Annotated in this window: 14 protein-coding genes; 11 read left to right on the forward strand and 3 right to left on the reverse strand. The window is 28.9% G+C overall.

The features are described from left to right. Nucleotides 1-26: 26 nt before the first annotated feature. On the reverse strand, nt 27-2654 hold the full coding sequence (gene alaS, locus PG913_RS01950; protein ID WP_271231389.1) for an alanine--tRNA ligase: 2628 nt from the start codon (nt 2652-2654) through the stop codon (nt 27-29). 243 nt (nt 2655-2897) lie between these two features. Here alaS and PG913_RS01955 point away from each other — a divergent pair, with 243 nt between their 5' ends. The 11 genes from PG913_RS01955 to PG913_RS02005 all read left to right on the forward strand — a co-directional run bounded on the left by PG913_RS01955 (nt 2898) and on the right by PG913_RS02005 (nt 14468). Next, the gene (locus PG913_RS01955; protein WP_271231390.1) at nt 2898-3398 is read left to right on the forward strand and encodes a sigma-70 family RNA polymerase sigma factor; all 501 of its coding nucleotides are present in this window, start codon (nt 2898-2900) and stop codon (nt 3396-3398) included. Between the two features lie 53 nt (nt 3399-3451). After that, a complete protein-coding gene (locus PG913_RS01960) occupies nt 3452-4426 on the forward strand; it encodes a FecR family protein (RefSeq protein ID WP_271231391.1) in 975 nt (324 codons plus the stop codon). 87 nt (nt 4427-4513) lie between these two features. Beyond that, nucleotides 4514-7318 carry a TonB-dependent receptor gene (locus PG913_RS01965; protein ID WP_271231392.1) on the forward strand — a complete coding sequence of 935 codons (2805 nt, stop codon included), beginning with the start codon at nt 4514-4516 and terminating at the stop codon, nt 7316-7318. 4 nt (nt 7319-7322) lie between these two features. Further along, nucleotides 7323-8153, forward strand: coding sequence for a DUF4249 domain-containing protein (locus PG913_RS01970; RefSeq protein WP_271231393.1), 831 nt, complete (start codon nt 7323-7325; stop codon nt 8151-8153). A 217-nt stretch (nt 8154-8370) separates the two neighbouring features. Next, a complete protein-coding gene (locus PG913_RS01975; RefSeq protein ID WP_271231394.1) occupies nt 8371-9339 on the forward strand; it encodes a M23 family metallopeptidase in 969 nt (322 codons plus the stop codon). A 27-nt stretch (nt 9340-9366) separates the two neighbouring features. Continuing rightward, a complete protein-coding gene (locus tag PG913_RS01980) occupies nt 9367-9696 on the forward strand; it encodes a MerR family transcriptional regulator (protein WP_271231395.1) in 330 nt (109 codons plus the stop codon). 15 nt (nt 9697-9711) lie between these two features. Continuing rightward, nucleotides 9712-10308, forward strand: a complete 597-nt coding sequence (locus tag PG913_RS01985; RefSeq protein ID WP_271231396.1) for a LemA family protein — start codon at nt 9712-9714, stop codon at nt 10306-10308. A gap of 6 nt (nt 10309-10314) precedes the next feature. Next, the gene (locus PG913_RS01990; protein WP_271231397.1) at nt 10315-10752 is read left to right on the forward strand and encodes a TPM domain-containing protein; all 438 of its coding nucleotides are present in this window, start codon (nt 10315-10317) and stop codon (nt 10750-10752) included. After that, complete coding sequence (locus PG913_RS01995; RefSeq protein ID WP_271231398.1) at nt 10749-11570, forward strand: TPM domain-containing protein; 822 nt, start codon at nt 10749-10751, stop codon at nt 11568-11570. Before PG913_RS01990 ends, PG913_RS01995 begins: the two co-directional genes overlap by 4 nt. A 78-nt stretch (nt 11571-11648) precedes the next feature. Next, a complete protein-coding gene (locus PG913_RS02000) occupies nt 11649-13349 on the forward strand; it encodes an alkaline phosphatase D family protein (RefSeq protein WP_271231399.1) in 1701 nt (566 codons plus the stop codon). 270 nt (nt 13350-13619) lie between these two features. Further along, nucleotides 13620-14468: an NHL repeat-containing protein gene (locus PG913_RS02005; protein WP_271231400.1), complete on the forward strand. Its 849-nt coding sequence runs from the start codon at nt 13620-13622 to the stop codon at nt 14466-14468. Here PG913_RS02005 and PG913_RS02010 read toward each other — a convergent pair. Further along, nucleotides 14461-14832: a DUF423 domain-containing protein gene (locus PG913_RS02010; protein WP_271231401.1), complete on the reverse strand. Its 372-nt coding sequence runs from the start codon at nt 14830-14832 to the stop codon at nt 14461-14463. The genes PG913_RS02005 and PG913_RS02010 overlap by 8 nt on opposite strands. A gap of 16 nt (nt 14833-14848) precedes the next feature. Then, nucleotides 14849-18529 (reverse strand): metallophosphoesterase, encoded by a 3681-nt coding sequence (locus PG913_RS02015; RefSeq protein WP_271231402.1) that lies wholly within the window; start codon nt 18527-18529, stop codon nt 14849-14851. Nucleotides 18530-18545 lie beyond the last annotated feature (16 nt).

Here is an 18545-nt window from a genome sequence, read left to right on the forward strand (position 1 = left end):
TTCTGCTATCTTTTTTAATATTGTTGTTAAACGATATATTCTTTAGCACCTTCTAAAGCTTTAGGAATTCCGCCAGGATTTTTACCTCCAGCAGTTGCAAAGAAATTTTGTCCACCACCGCCACCGTTGATTAATTTTCCTAATTCTCTAACAACTTTACCAGCATCGTAACCACGTTCTTCAACTAATTCTTTCGAAATATAGCAAGTTAACATAGCTTTATCAGCTTTTTCAGAAGAGGCAAAAAACAAGAATAAATTTTTAAAATCTTTACCTAAAGCAAATGCTAAATTTTTAATTCCGTTGGCATCTAAAGCAACTTTAGTCGCTAAAAATTGCACACCGTTTATTTCTTGTAATTGATTTCTTAATTCACCAGATAAGTTTTCTGCTTTTTCTTTAAGTAATTGTTCTATTTGCTTTTTTAAAGCAGTGTTTTCATCTTGTAAATTAGTTACCGACTTTACAACATCTTTAGGATTTTTAAATAGTTGTTTTATATCACTAAAGTTGCGTTCAACATCTTCAAAATAATCACCAACAGCTACATTTGTAATTGCTTCAATTCTTCTAATTCCAGAAGCAACAGCACCTTCCGATTTTATTTTGAAATACCAAATATCACCTGTTTGTGGAACGTGAGTTCCTCCACACAACTCCATTGATTGCCCAAATTTTATAGCTCTTACGGCATCGCCATATTTTTCGCCAAATAAAGCAATAGCCCCTTCATCAATAGCTTGTTGCATCGGAATATTTCTTCTTTCAACTAAGCTTAAGTTTTCACGAATACGAGCATTTACAAAATCTTCAATTTCTTGTAATTCATCCGAAGTTACTTTAGAGAAATGAGAAAAATCGAAACGTAAATGTTTAGGACTCACTAACGAACCTTTTTGCTCAACATGAGTTCCTAAAATTGTACGCAATGCTTGATGTAATAAATGCGTAGCAGTATGATTACTTGCAGATAAATTTCTACTATTTTTATTTACTACAGCTTTAAACCTTTCTGTTAAATTAGAAGGTAAAGTTTTAGTATAGTGAATAATTAAATTGTTTTCTTTTTTAGTGTTTACCACGTAAATTAAATCTCCGTTAGAAGTTTCAATATGCCCAACATCACCAACTTGTCCACCGCCTTCAGGATAAAAAGGAGTCATGTTAAAAACTAATTGATATTGTTCACCATCTTTTTTAGTGGTTACTTTTCTGTATCTAGTTAATTTTACATCAGCAGTTAAGGTGTCGTAACCGATAAACTCTTCCTCGTCATCTTCAATTAAAACATTCCAATCATCAGTTTCAATAGCCGTTGCAGCTCTTCCTCTGTCCTGTTGTTGTTTTAAAGCTTCTTTATATTCTTCTTTATTATAATCTAATCCTTTTTCAGATAAAACTAAGGCTGTTAAATCTTCAGGAAAACCGTAAGTATCTTTTAATTCAAATACTTTTTTACCAGAAATTACTTTGCTTCCAGCATTAGCTGTCATAGTATCTAGTAATAACAAACCTTGCTCTAATGTTTTTAAGAAAGATTGTTCTTCTTCTTTAATAACATTTCTAGCTAATTGTTCTTGTGCTTTTATTTCAGGAAAAGCATCACCCATTTGGTCGCTTAAAGTTGCGACTAATTTATAGATAAAAGGTTCTTTCTGATTTAAGAACGTAAATCCGTAACGAATAGCTCTTCTTAATATTCTTCGGATTACATATCCTGCACCAGTATTACTTGGTAATTGACCATCGGCAATAGAAAATGCAACGGCACGAACGTGGTCAGCAATTACACGAATTGCGATATCTGTTTCATCACCAGTAATTTCAGTATTTTCGTATTTTACGTTTGTAATAGTTTCTATTTCTCTGATAATCGGAGTAAAAACATCGGTATCATAATTAGATTGTACGTCTTGTAAAGCCATACATAAACGCTCAAATCCCATACCTGTATCGATATGTGTTTTAGGTAAGTTTTCTAAACTTCCATCAGCTTTACGGTTGAATTGCATGAAAACTAAATTCCAAACTTCTACAACGTGCGGATGATCTAAATTTACTAATGATGCACCAGAAACTTTTGCTTTTTCATCCGCAGAACGAATATCAATATGAATTTCAGAACAAGGTCCACAAGGTCCTTGTGCGCCCATTTCCCAAAAATTATCTTTTTTATTTCCTAATAAAATACGGTCTTCAGCAATGTATTGTTTCCAAATATCATATGCTTCTGTATCTTTTTCTAAACCTTCTTTTTCATCACCTTCAAAAATAGTAACATATAAAATGTCTTTATCTATTTTGTAAACTTCAGTAAGTAATTCCCAAGCCCAAGCAATCGCTTCTTTTTTGAAATAATCGCCAAAAGACCAGTTACCAAGCATTTCAAATAATGTATGATGATACGTATCTTTTCCAACTTCTTCTAAATCGTTATGTTTTCCAGAAACACGTAAACATTTTTGAGAATCGGCAACTCTAGCATCAACTATTTTTTTTTGTCCTAAAAAATATTCTTTAAAAGGAACCATTCCCGCATTTACAAACATTAAAGTAGGATCGTTCTTTAATACCATTGGCGAAGATGGAACGATAGCATGGTTTTTAGATTTATAGAATTCTAAAAATTTTGATCTTATTTCTTGAGATTTCATATGTTTTGAGCTCGAAAATTTTGTTAAATAATCATTAAAAAACAGCTAATTAGAAGTAGTTTTAAAATAGTTATTATATTAGTTGCTAAGTATTGTATTTTTATTACTTACTTGAAAAAGACAAAAATAAGATATTTAGTAGTATGAAAGCAAAATGTTTTTTTAATCAGCTTGAATAAAAATAAGATTAATTTAAGCGTATTTAAAAGAACGTATTAAGTGAATTTTTAGCATTAAAAATTGATGAAATTAAAAGAAAAGGTAGATTTTTCAGTATTGTTTGATACACATTATGAAAAATTATATAACTACGCTATTAAAATAGTGAAAGATGAAAGTATATCGAATGATTTATTACAAGAGACTTTTATAAAGTTATGGGAAAATATCGATTCGATGAAAATAAATCATCGATCTATAGAATCTTTTTTAATTATAACGTTAAAAAATAAAATTGTAGATCATTTTAGAAAAGAAAACGTAAAAAATAAACATTTAAATCTGTATGTTTTAAATAAAGATATTGAAGAAGAAATAAATAATGAATGGGATTTACTAAAAACAATAGAAGAAGTATATACGTTACTTCCTCAAAAAACAATTGAAATATTTAAGCTTTCAAGAGATAAAGGACATACTTACGCTGAAATAGCGTCTATCAAAAATATATCAATAAAAACTGTAGAAGCTCATATTTCAAAGGCTTTGCAAGTTTTTAGAAAAGAATTAGTGAGTTTTTTATAAAAAAAAATAGGGTACTTGTTGTTTAGAAACGTTTTATAATAAATCTCATACTTATGAAGCGAGAAAAAATTAAAGAAACAGACCTTTGGGCTTATGTATCAAACACAGCAAGTGTTGGTCTTAAAGCTAAGGTTGAGCGATGGAAAAACTCAACAGAATATGATGAACAATTATTTGAGGAAATCAAAAAAATAAATCAAATTACTAAAGAAAATATTAGTGTAGCTACACCTAATATAGAAAAGAATAAAACCGCCTTTTTCAAAAAGATAGAAAGTAAGGAAAATAAAAATAACTTTAAAAAGCTTTTCTTTAAATATGCTGCCGCAGCAATAATAGTATTAAGTACTTCTTTTTTTACCTATTTTATAACACAATCTAAAGAAATATATATAGCAACAACTTACGGAGAACAAAAGGAAGTAACGCTTTCAGATGGATCTGTAGTTTGGTTAAATGCTTCGAGTAAAATTTCATATAAAGAGAATTCTCCAAGAACTATCCGTTTAGAAGGTGAAGCTTTTTTTGAAGTAGCAAAAGATAAAAAACATCCTTTTACGGTAGAAACTCCAGATAATGTTATAGTTAAAGCTTTAGGGACTAGCTTTAATATTAAATCTTATAACGAAAATGATTATTATGAAACTGTTCTATTTACAGGAAAAGTAGCAGTTAATGTTAAAGATTCTGACAAAAATAAAATGATAATGTTACCTAATGATAAAATAAGAATTCTGAAGAAAAATAAACATGTTTTTAAATCTGTTATAACAAATAAAATGAATACTATTTCTTGGAGAGAAGGTAAAATTCAATTTAAGAACAAAACATTTAAAGAAATAGCAACCGATTTTAAGAATCAATATAATTTGAAGTTTCATTTTGAAAATGAAAAAATATCAAATGTAAAATTTACAGGAACTTTTGAAAAAACAATGCCTATAAGAGAAATTTTAGAAATTTTAAAAATAACAAAACCTTTTGAATATCATTTTAATACTCAAAAAAATACTTGGATTATTAAATAAAAAATAGGAGAACTGCAATTCTCCTATTTAAAATTGCTGATAAATTTAATTTTAACTGAACAAAACCATTTAACAACATTCAAATCTATGAAAAACAAACAATTTATAACCCAATTAGGGTTAAAAAATGTATCAAAAAAACATTCGTTTTTAATGAAACTCACCTTATCAATTTTTTTATTTTGTTGCTTACAAATAGCAGCAACTAATACTTTTTCTCAAAAAAATGTAACACTAAACTATGAAAATACAACTTTAGAAGCTATTTTAAATCAAATAGAAAAACAAACTAATTATAACTTTGTTTTTAATAATGATGAAGTTAATATTCAACAAAAATTTAATATTAATGTAGTTAATAAAAATGTTAACAAAGCCATAGAGTTACTGTTTAAAAACACATTAATAAAGCATCAAATAAAAAATGAATTAATTATTTTATCTAAAGATAAAGAGACTTATCAAAAGAATATTTTAAAAAATCAGCAACTAAAATATACCATTAGTGGAACTGTAAAAGATGCTACAACTGGTGAAACATTATTAGGAGCAAATGTTGTAATAAAAGACGCTTTAAAAGGAACTATAACCAATGAATATGGTTTTTATTCGATGACAATTTTAAAAGGTATTTATGTTTTAGAGATTTCTTATGTAGGATATAAAAGCAAAGAAATTAAGATAAACTTAAATAGTAATATTAAGAAGAACTTTGAATTAACTTTAAGTGAAAATGCACTAGAAGAAGTTGTTGTAAACTCTACAAACAAAAGTCAAAGTCAGGTTAAAACAATTTTAACAGGAGTATCAAGCATAAAAACAGCTGAGATTAAAAAGCTTCCTGCATTTTTTGGTGAGCCAGATATAACTAGAGTTATTTTAACACAACCAGGAGTTAGCTCGGTAGGAGAAGGCGCTAGTGGGTTTAATGTTAGAGGAGGTAATATTGATCAGAATTTATTATTGTTAGATGAAGCACCATTGTATAACTCGTCTCATTTATGGGGGCTTTTTTCGGCAATTAATGCCGATGCATTGAAAGATTTAAAGTTTTATAAAGGAGGTATTCCTGCACGTTTTGGTGGTAGAGCTTCTTCTGTATTAGATATGAGACAGAAAGAAGGTAGTTCTAAAGTTTTTAAAGGAGAAGGAGGTTTAGGATTATTATTTTCAAGATTAACCTTAGAAGGACCTATAAAAAAAGATAAACTTAGTTTCTTAGTCTCTGGACGTAGAACTTATTTTGATTTGTTTTTTCCGTTAGCAGGAGATGATTTAAAAAATCAAAAAATGTATTTTTATGATTTAAACACAAAACTATCTTGGAATATAAATGATAATAATAAATTATACTTATCAGGATATTTTGGTAAAGATGTAATGAGGTTTAAAGGAGAAGAAGAAACAGAATTTGATGAAGAAACACAAACAGAAAAAACTGAACCAGCAGGTAAAATAGATTTTTCATGGAATAATGCTACTACAAGCTTACGTTGGAATCATGTGTTTTCTAATAAATTATTTATGAATTTATCAACCATTTATAGTTCATATAAATATTCGTTAGCTGCTGAAAATGATGGTCCTTCACAAACAGATTCAGGCAGTTCATTTGAGTGGACATCATCTGTAGAAAACTATATCTTTAAACCAGATTTTACGTATTATTTGAATTTAGATACAAAGATGAGGTTTGGTATCAATGGAACTTATTATAGGTTTACACCAGCAAAAATAACCAATAATGAAGAAGGAGTTAAGAGTGTTTTAGATTTATCAGTAGAAAAAGGTTTAGAGATAGCTCCATATTATGAAATAGAAAAAAAATGGGATAAATTATCAGTCAATTTAGGAGCTCGTTATTCTTTTTTTAGAAATATAGGAGCTTATGAAGTGGCAACTTACGCATCGGGTTTACCTAAAACACCAAGTACAATAACAGGACAGGTTAAATATAAAAGTGGAGAAACTATAGCAAAATATGGTGGTTTTGAACCTCGTTTATCTTTAAAATATGATGTTGATGATCGAAAATCTTTAAAAATCGGATATAATAAAATGTATCAGTATATACATTTAATGAGTAACAGTAGTGCTGCATTACCTTTTGATGTTTGGAAACTTTCAGGAAAATATGTTAAGCCTTTAGAGGTAAATCAATATTCTTTTGGGTTTGCTTTTGATAGTAAAAATAGAAATTATAATTTTTCTGTAGAAGGATATTATAAAGATTTTAAAAACTTGGTAGAGTATGTAAATAATGCCGATTTGTTTATCAATAAAAATATTGAAACACAATTACTTCCTGCAAAAGGATATGCTTATGGAACAGAATTTTCCGTACATAAAACTAAAGGGAAATTGACGGGTAATTTAAATTATACGTACTCGGTTTCTAAAAGAAAAACTGTCAGTGAATTTTCATCAGAAAATATAAATAATGGCGAATATTTTTCATCAAATTATGATAAGCCTCACATATTTAATGCAACTGCTAATTATAAATTTAGTGATAAATGGACTATGGGAACTTTTTTTACTTTCCAATCAGGAAGACCAACTACATTAATAACAGGAAGAGGTACTTATGGTGAAAATGAAAATCAATCTATTTTTACATATTCTGATAGAAATGCATACCGAATGAAAAATACACATCGATTAGATGTTTCATTAACATATACGCCAGAATCTAGTTTATATTCAAAATGGAAAGGAAGTTGGAGTTTTGGAGTTTATAATATTTATGGAAGAAAAAATGCTTTTTCTAATTATTATACTTTCTCTAATAATGAAAATCAAAATGTAGGGATATCTAAAACATTAAACAAGAAACAGTTTTCGTTGTTTGGAGCTCCAATACCATTTATTACGTATAATTTTAAATTTTAAAAAAATGAAATCACCATATATATTATTCATAATTTTTATAAGCATATTTACTTTTTTCGGTTGTTCAAAAACCATTCCGTTAGATGATATATACGAACCTCATGTAATAATAAGAGGAGGAATAACACAAGATAATGTTGTTTATGTCGATATACAACAAACTGTTCCTGTAGATGTAATAACTAAGAAACCTATTAATACCGCAAAAGTATCTTTGTATACTAAAGGAGAAAATATTTTAGATACAAAAATAGCTGATTTATTAATTTTAGATGAAAAAGATGGAAAGTATGCTATCGAAAATCAGTTTAATCCAATTGTAGGAAATTATTATTGGCTAACAATAATTTTAGAAGATGGTACTATTTTAGAATCAATTCCTGAATTATTTAAAGCGAAAGTTGAAATAAAGGAAATTACACAAGAAGATGAAAATACACGTGTAACTTTTAAAGATTTTTTAGGAGATCAAAAAGATTTTTACTTAATAACTTATAAGTTTTATAATGAACAAGGTGATTTTGTTTTTACTGATTTTTATATAGAAAATGATGTCTTTTTTGAAGAAGGTGAAGATGCTTCTTCAGAAATAGAGTATACTTCAAAAAGTGTAGAAGTTGAAATATCAAGCATAAGTTTTAATAATTATAATTTTTTTAAAAGTTATTTAACTCAAATAGAAACACAAGATGTTGAAGATGGAGATTTCTTTTCGCAATTATTTTCTGGTCCACCCGCTAATTTAGAAGGTAATATTGTAAATAAAAAGACTGGAAGAAAGGAGTTAGGTTTTTTTGGATTATTTAATCCAACTATTAAAAAACAAGATTTTTAAATAAATTATAATTTTTTGTAATTGTGATAAAACACATAAAAATATAAAAGGAACGTTTTTTAACGTTCCTTTTTTTGATTTTATTTTTTGTTAAATTATCATTAAAAAACAACTAAATAAAAGTAGTTTTAAAACATTTTGTAGATTTGTGTGTTATAAACAATGTTTTTAAACAAAATAGTCTGTTTAATAAGTACAAAATATTACATTTAGCATTATGGCGAAAGTAAAATATCATTACGATCCTGAAACGTTATCATATAGGAAAGTAGAGTCTAAAAAAAGCGAAACTTACAAGAAATCTTTCTTGATAATTGTTAGTGCTTTATTAATCGCTTTTTTTGGTTTTATTGGATTCAGTCAGTTTTTAATGTCACCTAATGAAAGATCTCAAAAACGAGAACTTGAAAATTTTAAGTTGCATGCAGAGTTGATGTCTAAAGAATTAGGAATGTTATCTGAACGTTTATCAGAATTACAAGAAAGAGATGATAATATTTATAGAACTTATTTTGAAGCAAGTCCGATACCAGAAGAACAGCGTACTGCTGGTTTTGGTGGTGTAAATAGATATAAACATTTAGAAGGTTTTAAAAATACGGCAATGATTACCAACGTTACCAAAGAAATAGAAATTTTATCTAAACAAATGGTAGTGCAATCAAAATCATTAGATGAAATTGTTACTTTGGCTAAAGAAAAAGAAAAAATGTTAGCTTCAATACCTGCAATTCAACCTGTAAAAAATCAAGATTTAAAAAGAATGGCTTCGGGTTATGGTATGCGATTACATCCTATTTTAAAATCGTGGAGAATGCATAACGGAATGGATTTTACAGCGCCAACAGGTGCACCTATTTTTGCATCAGGAAATGGAAGGATAAAAAAAGCACATCGTAGTGCTACTTTTGGTAATGTAGTTTATATAGATCATGGTTACGGGTATGAAACAGTTTATGCACATATGAGTAAAATAAAAGCTAAACAAGGACAAAAAGTAAAAAGAGGAGATGTAATTGGTTATGTAGGAAATACAGGTCGTTCGGCTGCTGCTCATTTACATTATGAAGTACATAAAAACGGTAGACCAGTAAATCCTATTTATTATTATTATGGAGATTTAACACCCGAAGAATTTATAGCAATGCAAAAGGCATCACAACAAAAAGGACAATCATACGATTAATTAAAATCTACAAAGAATACATTATAAATGCATGTAGAATTACCTGAAAAGAGATATTATAAAATTGGAGAAGTTTCTAAAGCTTTTGGTGTTAATGTATCATTAATAAGATTTTGGGAACAAGAATTTGATGTGATTAAACCTAAAAAAAATGCTAAAGGAAATAGGTTATTTACTAAAGAAGATATTGATAATTTTAAATTAATTTTTAACTTAGTAAAAGAAAGAGGTTTTACTTTAGAAGGTGCAAAACAAAAATTAAAGATAAACCCAACCGATGTTATAAATAATCACGAAATTATTAGTAGATTAGAAGCTATAAAAGCAACTTTACAAAAAATTAAAAATCAATTATAAAAATTAAAAAGAAAGATGAAAAAATTTATACCTATAATTATAGTAGCAGTAATTGCTTTAGGGTTATACAATTGGGGAGTAGGTTTTCAAAATACAGCAGTAGAGTATCAAGAAAATGCTAAAACAACTTGGTCTAATGTCGAAAGTTCATATCAACGTAGAAATGATTTAATAGGAAACCTTGTAAAAACTGTACAAGGAGCTGCAGATTTTGAAAAAAGTACCTTAGTAGATGTTATTCAAGCAAGAGCTAAAGCAACTTCTGTAAATATCAATGCAGGAGATTTAACGCCTGAAAACATGGCACAATTCCAAAAAGCACAAGCTGGTTTAAGTGGAGCTTTATCTAAATTATTAGTGTCTGTTGAACGTTACCCTGATATTAAAGCAAATAAGAATTTTTTAGAATTACAAAGTCAATTAGAAGGAACTGAAAATAGAATTAATGTAGCGCGTGACCGTTTTAACGAAAGTGTAAATATTTATAATAAATTAATTAAAAAATTTCCAGGATCATTATTAGCTGGTCTTTTTAATTTTGATGAAATGAATCGTTACAAATCGGATGCTGGTTCAGAAAACGCGCCAAACATCAATTTTAATTTTAAATAAAAGTAAATGTCTAAAGTAGAAAGTTTTCTTACTATTCAAGAAGAACAAGAAATTATTTCTGCTATTCAAATTGCAGAGAAAAACACTTCTGGTGAAATTAGAGTTCATATAGAAGCATCTACTAATAAAGATGTTTTTGAACGAGTATTAGAAGTGTTTCAACTGCTAAAAATGGTTGATACCAAAGCTAGAAATTCCGTATTAATTTATATAGCTGTAAATGATAAAAAATTTGTTATTTATGGAGACGATGGTATTCATAAAGTAGTACCTGAAAATTTTTGGGATACTACAAAAAATGCAATGCAAGTTCATTTTATAAAAGGAAATTTTAAACAAGCAATTGTTACAGGTATTTTAAAAGCAGGAGAAGAATTAAAAGCTCATTTTCCTTGGCAAATTGATGATGAAAATGAATTGTCGAATGAAATATCTAAAGGATGATTCAAAAAAAAACATTAAACATAGCCTTATTTTTTAGTTTTACTTTTTTACTTTTAAGTATTCAAACTGTTTTTTCTCAAGGATTTAAAATTCCAGAAAAACCAGCTTTTGAAACTAGTGTTTACGATTATGTAGGATTACTTTCTCGTGCACAAAAATCTCGTTTAGAAAGTAAGTTAATTAAATATTCAGATACTACTTCTACTCAAATAGTCGTTGCGATAATCAAATCCACCGAAGGTGAAAATATTAATTATTTAGCCGCTAATTGGGGTGAAAAATGGGGGTTTGGGCAGGCAAAAGAAGATAATGGTGTCTTTGTTTTATTAGCAAGAGAAGATCGTAGAATATCTATTCAAGCAGGTAAAGGAACTGAGCATTTATTAACCGATTTTGCATCTAAAAGAATTATCGAAAGAAATATTATTCCAGCTTTTAAACAAGGTGATTATTATGCAGGTTTAGATAAAGGTTCAGATGCTATTTTTAAAACGTTAAATGGCGAATATCAAGGTACTCGAAAAAAAGAAACTGAAGGATTTAGCTTTCCACCAATCTTATTTATTATCATTATAATTATTTTTTTTATTATCATATTTAGAGGTAATAAAAATAATAGAGGTGGAGGAAGTCGTTCAAGAAAAGGAGATATTACAGGTAGTATTTTAGAAACAATAATTTTAACTAATTCAGGTCGTGGTAGCTTTGGAGGTGGAAGTTTTGGAGGTTCATCAAGTGGTGGATTTGGAAGCGGAGGTTTCGGAGGAGGCTTTGGTGGTGGTAGTTTTGGAGGTGGAGGAGCTTCTGGAGGTTGGTAGAATTAGTATAAACTTAAATTAACTTTAAGGAAAACTAGCCTAATTACTTTTGCTGAAAATTAATTTAGCAAAAAATAGATGGCAACAAATATTAAAAGGAGAAATTTTATAAAAAATACTCTTTTAGCAAGTGGAGGAATACTTTTTGCAGCAAACTTTATAAGCTGTAATAATGATGACCCTATAACAAACCCAATTCCTACTAATTTATCCGAAGAAAACTTTAATGAAGGTGTTGCAAGTTTCGATCCTACAAATTCTCAAGTAATTATTTGGACACGTTATACAACCAATAAACCATCTGCTTCAATAGTTTGGCAAGTATCAAAAGACAAAGAATTTAAAGATATTGTACGTGAATCGACAGTGATAACCGATGCTTCTCGTGATTATACATTAGCTGTTGAGGTAAAAGATTTAACCGAAAATCAAAAATTATATTACCGTTTTATCAATATTGAAGACAAAACAACTTCTGTAATAGGAGAAACTTTAACTTTTGGAGCTAAAACTACCGATGTAAAATTAGCCGTAACTTCTTGTGCAAATTATGCTTACGGATATTTTAATGTTTATGAAGCAATCAACAAATCGGAAGCCGAAATTGTAATTCATTTGGGCGATTATATTTATGAATATGGCGAAAATACTTATGGCTCATTTAGAACGCCAAATCCAAAAGGTGAACTAATTTCTTTAGACGATTACAGAACTCGTTACCGTCAATATCGTTCAGATAGCAAGCTAAAAGATTTACACCAAAAGAAACCATTTATTTGTATTTGGGACGACCACGAAGTAGCAAACGATTCGTATAAAGGTGGTGCTGAAAATCATCAAGAAAACGAAGGAAGTTATACCGCTAGAAAAAATAGTGCTCTACAAGCATACAGCGAATATTTACCAAATACGACGAATATCGCGGATAATGAAATTATCTACAGAAATTTAAAAATAGGAAATTTAGCCGATTTAATTTTATTAGATACCCGAATTATAGGGCGTGACAAACAATTAGAATACGCTAATTTTTACACCTCAAAAGGAGAATTTGACGTTGCTTCTTTTCAAAAAGAATGGCTAAATCCTAACAGAACCATGTTAGGAACGACTCAAAAAACGTGGTTTACAAATCAAATAGCATTATCAAATTCGAGTTGGCAAATTATAGGGCAACAAGTTTTAATGGGTAAAATGCTAATGCCTGCTGAATTGTTACCAATTTTAGCCCGTGTTTCGGCAGAAGCAGCAGCTGGAGGAGCATCGGCAGAGACTTTTGGTATTTTTCAGAAAGCTATTACCGAATTGGTGATTATCAAAACAAGATTTTTGAAAAAAGACCCAAGTTTAACCCCGCAAGAAATAGCTAGAATAAAAACCGTTTTACCTTATAATTTAGACGCTTGGGACGGTTACTTTATGGAAAGAGAAGCGCTTTTAGCAAGCTTTAAAAATAAAAAAGTAGTTGTTTTAGCAGGCGATACTCATAATGCTTGGCAAAGTGATTTAACCAATGTAAGCGGTGAAAAAGTAGGCGTAGAATTGGCAACAAGCTCGGTATCATCACCAGGTTTAGAAAAATATTTAGGTGCAGGAGCATTACAATTAGAAAAGGCATTACAGCTTTTAGTAGATGATTTAAAGTATAGCGATTTTTCGAAAAGAGGCTTTATGGAATTGCAAATAAATCAAGCATCTGTAGTTTCAAATTGGAATTATGTAAATACTGTAACCAACGAAACCTACACCACAGAAATAGGGCATAGTGTAACGGTTTAAACATGTAAAGTAAAAAAACAGTAATATTAAAAAGAGTTCCTTAAAATTTATTTTGAGGAGCTTTTTTGTTTTTAAATATTTTTTTTGAAGCAATTTCCCGCTTTCCGCACTCGCTTTTTTTATTTTTCAAAAGAAAAAAATAAAAAAGAGCTCAAACAATTGCTTCAATCGGGGCTAGGTTTTTTACAACATATTAAAATTATAGAAATAATGAAGCTTTTTCTCTAAAGAATAAAATCGTATCATTGTGTTTAATAACAGTGTTTTTTTATGAAAAGAATAATGATGTGTCTTGCTTTTATTTCACTAATTAGTTGTGAAAATTTTGGCGGATTAAAAGTACTTGTTAATTTACCAAAAAAATTAGAAGAAGTTTCAGGAATTGAACAAATAAAACATTCAAAATTACTTTGGATGCTTAATGATAGCGGAAATAAAGCAATTATTTATGGTGTTAATACCGATGGTAAAATTATCCGTGAAGTTGCTGTAAATGCTAAAAATAATGATTGGGAAGATATCGCATCCGATGAAAAAGGAAACTTATATATTGCCGATTTTGGAAATAACGATAATAAACGTAAAAATTTAAAAATCCTTAAAATAAATCATCAAGATTTATTAGAAAAAGATATTGTTGATGTAGAAAAAATTAAGTTTTCGTATGCTTCGCAAAATAATTTTCCTCCTAAAAAGAAAAAGCGTTTTTTTGATGCCGAAAGTTTACTATATAAAAACGGATTTTTATATATTTTCACTAAAAGTAGAGTTAAAAATAGTTACGGAACAACAACATTATATAAAGTTCCTGCTAAAAAAGGGAATCATATAGCAAAGCGTATTTCAACTTTTGAAACTTGTAACGCTTTACCTTGTTGGATTACAGCATCAGCAATATCTTCTGATGGAAAAAAAATAGCCTTATTAAATAGTCAATCGGTTTTTATATTGACTGATTTTAATGATGATGATTTTTTCTCTGGAAATATTAAAGAATTTTCATTAGGGCATATATCTCAAAAAGAAAGTGTCACTTTTAAAGATAATAATACCCTTTATATTGCTGATGAAAAAGCACATGGAAAAGGAGGAAAGTTATATGAGTTTTCGCTTAAATAAAGGAAAACAATAATAATGTCCATCCGATAACTAATAATAAACCACCTAAAGGCGTTATTGGTCCTAAGAATTTCATTTTTTTTCCTTTTGCAGAGGATAAAACTAATCCGTAAATGCTAAAAGAAAATAGAATAATTCCTATAAAAAAAGCCCAACTCATAAATTGATTTGGAGTAGGGAAATAACTTCCTATAAACAATAAAACAATGGCATGATACATTTGATATTTTACGCCTGTTTCAAACGAGTTTAATTGTTCTTCTGATAAAATTTTCTTTAAAGCATGTGCGCCAAAAGCACCAAAAATTATCGATAAGCCTCCAAATAAAGCTCCTGATATTAATACTATTTGTTGTGTAATCATATTATTATTATTATTATTAAAAATTAAAACCTAAAGAAAAAGCTATTTGTAAGCCTTCTTGGCTATTAAATGCAGAAACTTTAGCTGTCATCATATTTGCAGCATTAAAAAACATACCTCCACCAATAGAGGTATTCCATTTATCAGAATCCATATTTTTCATCCATACTTTACCATAATCAAAACCTCCGTAAACTCCAATGTATAAAGGAACTAAACTTGTTTTTAAAGTGGTTAAATTTAGGCGAATATCAGTACTATGATAAAAAGCATTTTTACCTGTAAAACGTTCATTTCTATATCCGCGTAATCCGTTATTTGCTCCTAAACTGGCTCCTTGGTAAAACTCAAAACCATCACCAAAGGTAAGATGTCCTTTAAACTTTGTAGCTAGTACTAATTGACTGCTAGAAATTAGTTTGTAATCAAAAGAAACAGATGGAATTGTATATGCAAACTTGTTCTTATTACTCAAATTTGAAGTATAACCAACTTGTAACGCAGTTTTCATTCCCATAGTAGTAAAAGCAGGATTGTCAGTGTTTTCAAAAGTATAACTAGCTTCGGCATTTAAAAAGTTTTGACGGTCAAAATTCATTGTTTGTGTTGTGATAAATCGACCAGAAGTTTCATCAATTTTAAATGATTGATAGTTAATTCCTAGTTTTATTTCAGCAGCTAAATCACTTTTCCAATGAATAGAGGAACCTGCAATTAATTTTCTAATTTTAACTCGATTATAGTTTTTATCTTTAAGATTATCAGCCTCTAAGTTTATAGAATTATTTCCAAATCCGAAGAAGTTTATAGCATAATTAGGACTTGTGTACATTGCGTTAAATCCTAAATTCCAATTACCGATAATATTTGCAAATTCATTGGAATAATTTAATTCAAAACCATCAGTAGCAAAATAATATGCCCCAGAAATTTTATGCTGTGTTGTAAACGGATTTCTTTCAAAACCGTAAGTCGTATAGGTATTAGAAACACCTATTTTAAAACCGTCATCAGGATTTGTGCCAATAATAGGCACTAAAACATTGGTGTTATTTTTTAATTTTTTATAATCGTATATGTTTATTTCGTAATCGTCAGTTAATTTTTTACGTCCTTTATTGGTGATAAAAGTATTTTTCTTTGATTTATAATCGTAAACTTTTACTTTTTTACCATTTCGAATATCATAATTATCATTGTTTTGACCACCAATAATTCGAAGTTTAATCAGATTATTTCCATTACCTTTTACTACAAAAACATCGTCATCATCTAAACCATATATCCATATTTCTTTAGTTTCAGAATGATTATAAGTTCTCTGATGAAAAACAGCACCTTTTTCTCCTTTTTTAATTCTGTAGGCGGTAACGTTTGTTTGTCCGTTTGGTAATCGATTAATTTCAAACCAATCGTCTTTATTAGTTCCTTTAATTATTTGAAATTTATTAATATGATTAAAATAAATATCAGATATTTTTTGCAGATTTTGTCTTCTTCCTTGTAATTTTTTCTTGATGATTTTAATTGTTTCACCTTGTACTTCATCAGGAAAATTATTGAAAGCTTCTGTTATAATTTCATCTGTAATTGTAGCTGTAATATGTTTTACTTGAGCATCCCAAACTTTTTTATCGGATTGACTAATTAAAGACATATCTAAAGGATACGGCTCTAAATTAAACCATTTCGGACTTTTTAAATCTTCTTGATATGCTTTCATTAAGCGTAAATCAGGAATTATTCTGGTAGCGATATTTAATAAAAAACCATCTCCCATAATAGAAAAAGCTTGATCTCTATCTCTAGGAACAGGGCGATAAATAGTGTGTCCATTTTCCTTAAAAACAGCCCAACGCCATTGGTCTTCGTGTCTGTCCCAGTCGCCAATTAACATATCAAACAAACGAGCTTTTATATAAGCAGGTTCATCTAATATGTGTTTTTCACTTTTAGCTAATTTTTTTAATAAATCATCTGTGCTAATTATTTTATCAGAAAAACCAAAACTTGCTTTATCGCCATGACCAGAAGCGGCACGTTCTTCAATCATATATAATTCATCACCAAATTCAGTATTAAAAGAACCCAATGCATTTTGTTTTGGAATATAATATAAAACAGGATTTGTATGATAAATTCCAGCAGCTTTAGATAGCGTTCCGATGGTAAAAGGTGCGTAAGGATGCGAGCCTGTAAATGCGTCTAATAATAAGTTTTCTGTATATGTATCATCAAATTGATCCTTTAAATATTGATCTTTAAAAGCAACTGCTTGTAAATATTGAACAGCATTTTTACGCAAAGCACGCATTACATATTCACGTCCTTTTTTATCGCGTAAGCGTAATGATTTAGATTGATTTCCACCACCTTTTCTAATAGGTCTTAATCCGCCAAAAAGAGTATCTAAATTTACAGTTGGCGCTGTTACTTTTGTTCCGAAATCTTTTCGATAACGTTTTCCCCAAAAATATTCGAATGCTTTTGCTTTTTTGACTTCCTTATCACTGTAAATACTAGCCGATTTTTCTTTAATATTTCGATAAGGATAGGTAATAAAATTCTTGTTTTTATCCGCAGGGAAAATAGTAGTTTGATAGACTACTTTATTTTCATTTACAGAATAAAAACGAACATTAGAACTTCCATCTTTATAAATATCTAATTTAGCAAAACCTTGACTTCCGTAAGTGAATTTTGCACCTCCAGCTAATTTAGTAGCACTATTTTTTGATCCTGAACCACTAATTATTTGTGGTAAATTATCTTCAACAATGTATTGTAAACTATGCTCGTGACCAGATACAAAAATGGTTTTTTCATTTTCTTGAGCTAAAGTTACAATGTGTTTTTTAAGTTCGTTATATTTTTTATTTTGTAAATCAACATTGGCAATACCTGTAGTTTTTCTTAGGATATTTTTTAATGTTCCTAAAACAGGAAGTGGGCTCATGTGACTTTTAAATGAATAATAACCACCGTGAGAACCATTGGTAAACATCGGGTGATGCATGGCAATAATTGTTGTTTTTCCTCTTGCTTTTTTAATTAATCCTTTAAATTCATCAAAGAATTTTTTCCGTGTTTTTATATTGCAATTATCATTTATTTTAGGATGATTATCCCAATTAGTAACATACCAATGAGTGTCGACAATAATTAATACGACATCTTTCGAAATAGTTACTTTTTTTAATGGACAGCCATTTTCGGGTAAAAAAGAATTTTTTCCTAATGCTTTTTTAACTAATTTTTCTTGTCTTTTTAAGCCATCTAAACCATTGTACCAATCATGATTTCCAGGGATAAATATTGAATTACCTGCAAATTTTTCAGCAATATCGGTTTGTACTTTAATTCGATGTTTTGCTAATGAATATTTTTTTGATTTTTTAGATGGAACTCCTGTTTCGTACACGTTATCACCTAAAAAAAGTAAAGTCGAATTTTTTGGCGCTGTACGAATATGGTTATTCAAATATTTCAATGCAGGTGATGTTTTTCCTAAGTCAGAATTTCCAGCATCGCCAATTAAATAAAAAGTATGAGCGATTTTTTTATCAGTATTTAAATTGTTTTTTGTTTCTTTATTCAAATATTTTACAGCCTTTTTATCGGCATATTGAGCGTTATAAGTTGCACAGCCAGTAAGTAGATTAATGGCGAAAAAAACCAGCAAATATTTAAACTTCATATATTGATTAATTAGA

The sequence above is a fragment of the Tenacibaculum pacificus genome, assembly GCF_027941775.1.
GTDB lineage: Bacteria > Bacteroidota > Bacteroidia > Flavobacteriales > Flavobacteriaceae > Polaribacter > Polaribacter pacificus_A.

Excerpts from the sequence above, each read along its gene's own strand:
- alaS (WP_271231389.1), bottom strand. The coding sequence starts at position 2,654 with ATGAAATCTCAAGAAATAAGATCAAAATTTTTAGAATTCTATAAATCT.
- PG913_RS01955 (WP_271231390.1), top strand. The coding sequence starts at position 2,898 with ATGAAATTAAAAGAAAAGGTAGATTTTTCAGTATTGTTTGATACACAT.
- PG913_RS01960 (WP_271231391.1), top strand. The coding sequence starts at position 3,452 with ATGAAGCGAGAAAAAATTAAAGAAACAGACCTTTGGGCTTATGTATCA.
- PG913_RS01965 (WP_271231392.1), top strand. The coding sequence starts at position 4,514 with ATGAAAAACAAACAATTTATAACCCAATTAGGGTTAAAAAATGTATCA.
- PG913_RS01970 (WP_271231393.1), top strand. The coding sequence starts at position 7,323 with ATGAAATCACCATATATATTATTCATAATTTTTATAAGCATATTTACT.
- PG913_RS01975 (WP_271231394.1), top strand. The coding sequence starts at position 8,371 with ATGGCGAAAGTAAAATATCATTACGATCCTGAAACGTTATCATATAGG.
- PG913_RS01980 (WP_271231395.1), top strand. The coding sequence starts at position 9,367 with ATGCATGTAGAATTACCTGAAAAGAGATATTATAAAATTGGAGAAGTT.
- PG913_RS01985 (WP_271231396.1), top strand. The coding sequence starts at position 9,712 with ATGAAAAAATTTATACCTATAATTATAGTAGCAGTAATTGCTTTAGGG.
- PG913_RS01990 (WP_271231397.1), top strand. The coding sequence starts at position 10,315 with ATGTCTAAAGTAGAAAGTTTTCTTACTATTCAAGAAGAACAAGAAATT.
- PG913_RS01995 (WP_271231398.1), top strand. The coding sequence starts at position 10,749 with ATGATTCAAAAAAAAACATTAAACATAGCCTTATTTTTTAGTTTTACT.
- PG913_RS02000 (WP_271231399.1), top strand. The coding sequence starts at position 11,649 with ATGGCAACAAATATTAAAAGGAGAAATTTTATAAAAAATACTCTTTTA.
- PG913_RS02005 (WP_271231400.1), top strand. The coding sequence starts at position 13,620 with ATGAAAAGAATAATGATGTGTCTTGCTTTTATTTCACTAATTAGTTGT.
- PG913_RS02010 (WP_271231401.1), bottom strand. The coding sequence starts at position 14,832 with ATGATTACACAACAAATAGTATTAATATCAGGAGCTTTATTTGGAGGC.
- PG913_RS02015 (WP_271231402.1), bottom strand. The coding sequence starts at position 18,529 with ATGAAGTTTAAATATTTGCTGGTTTTTTTCGCCATTAATCTACTTACT.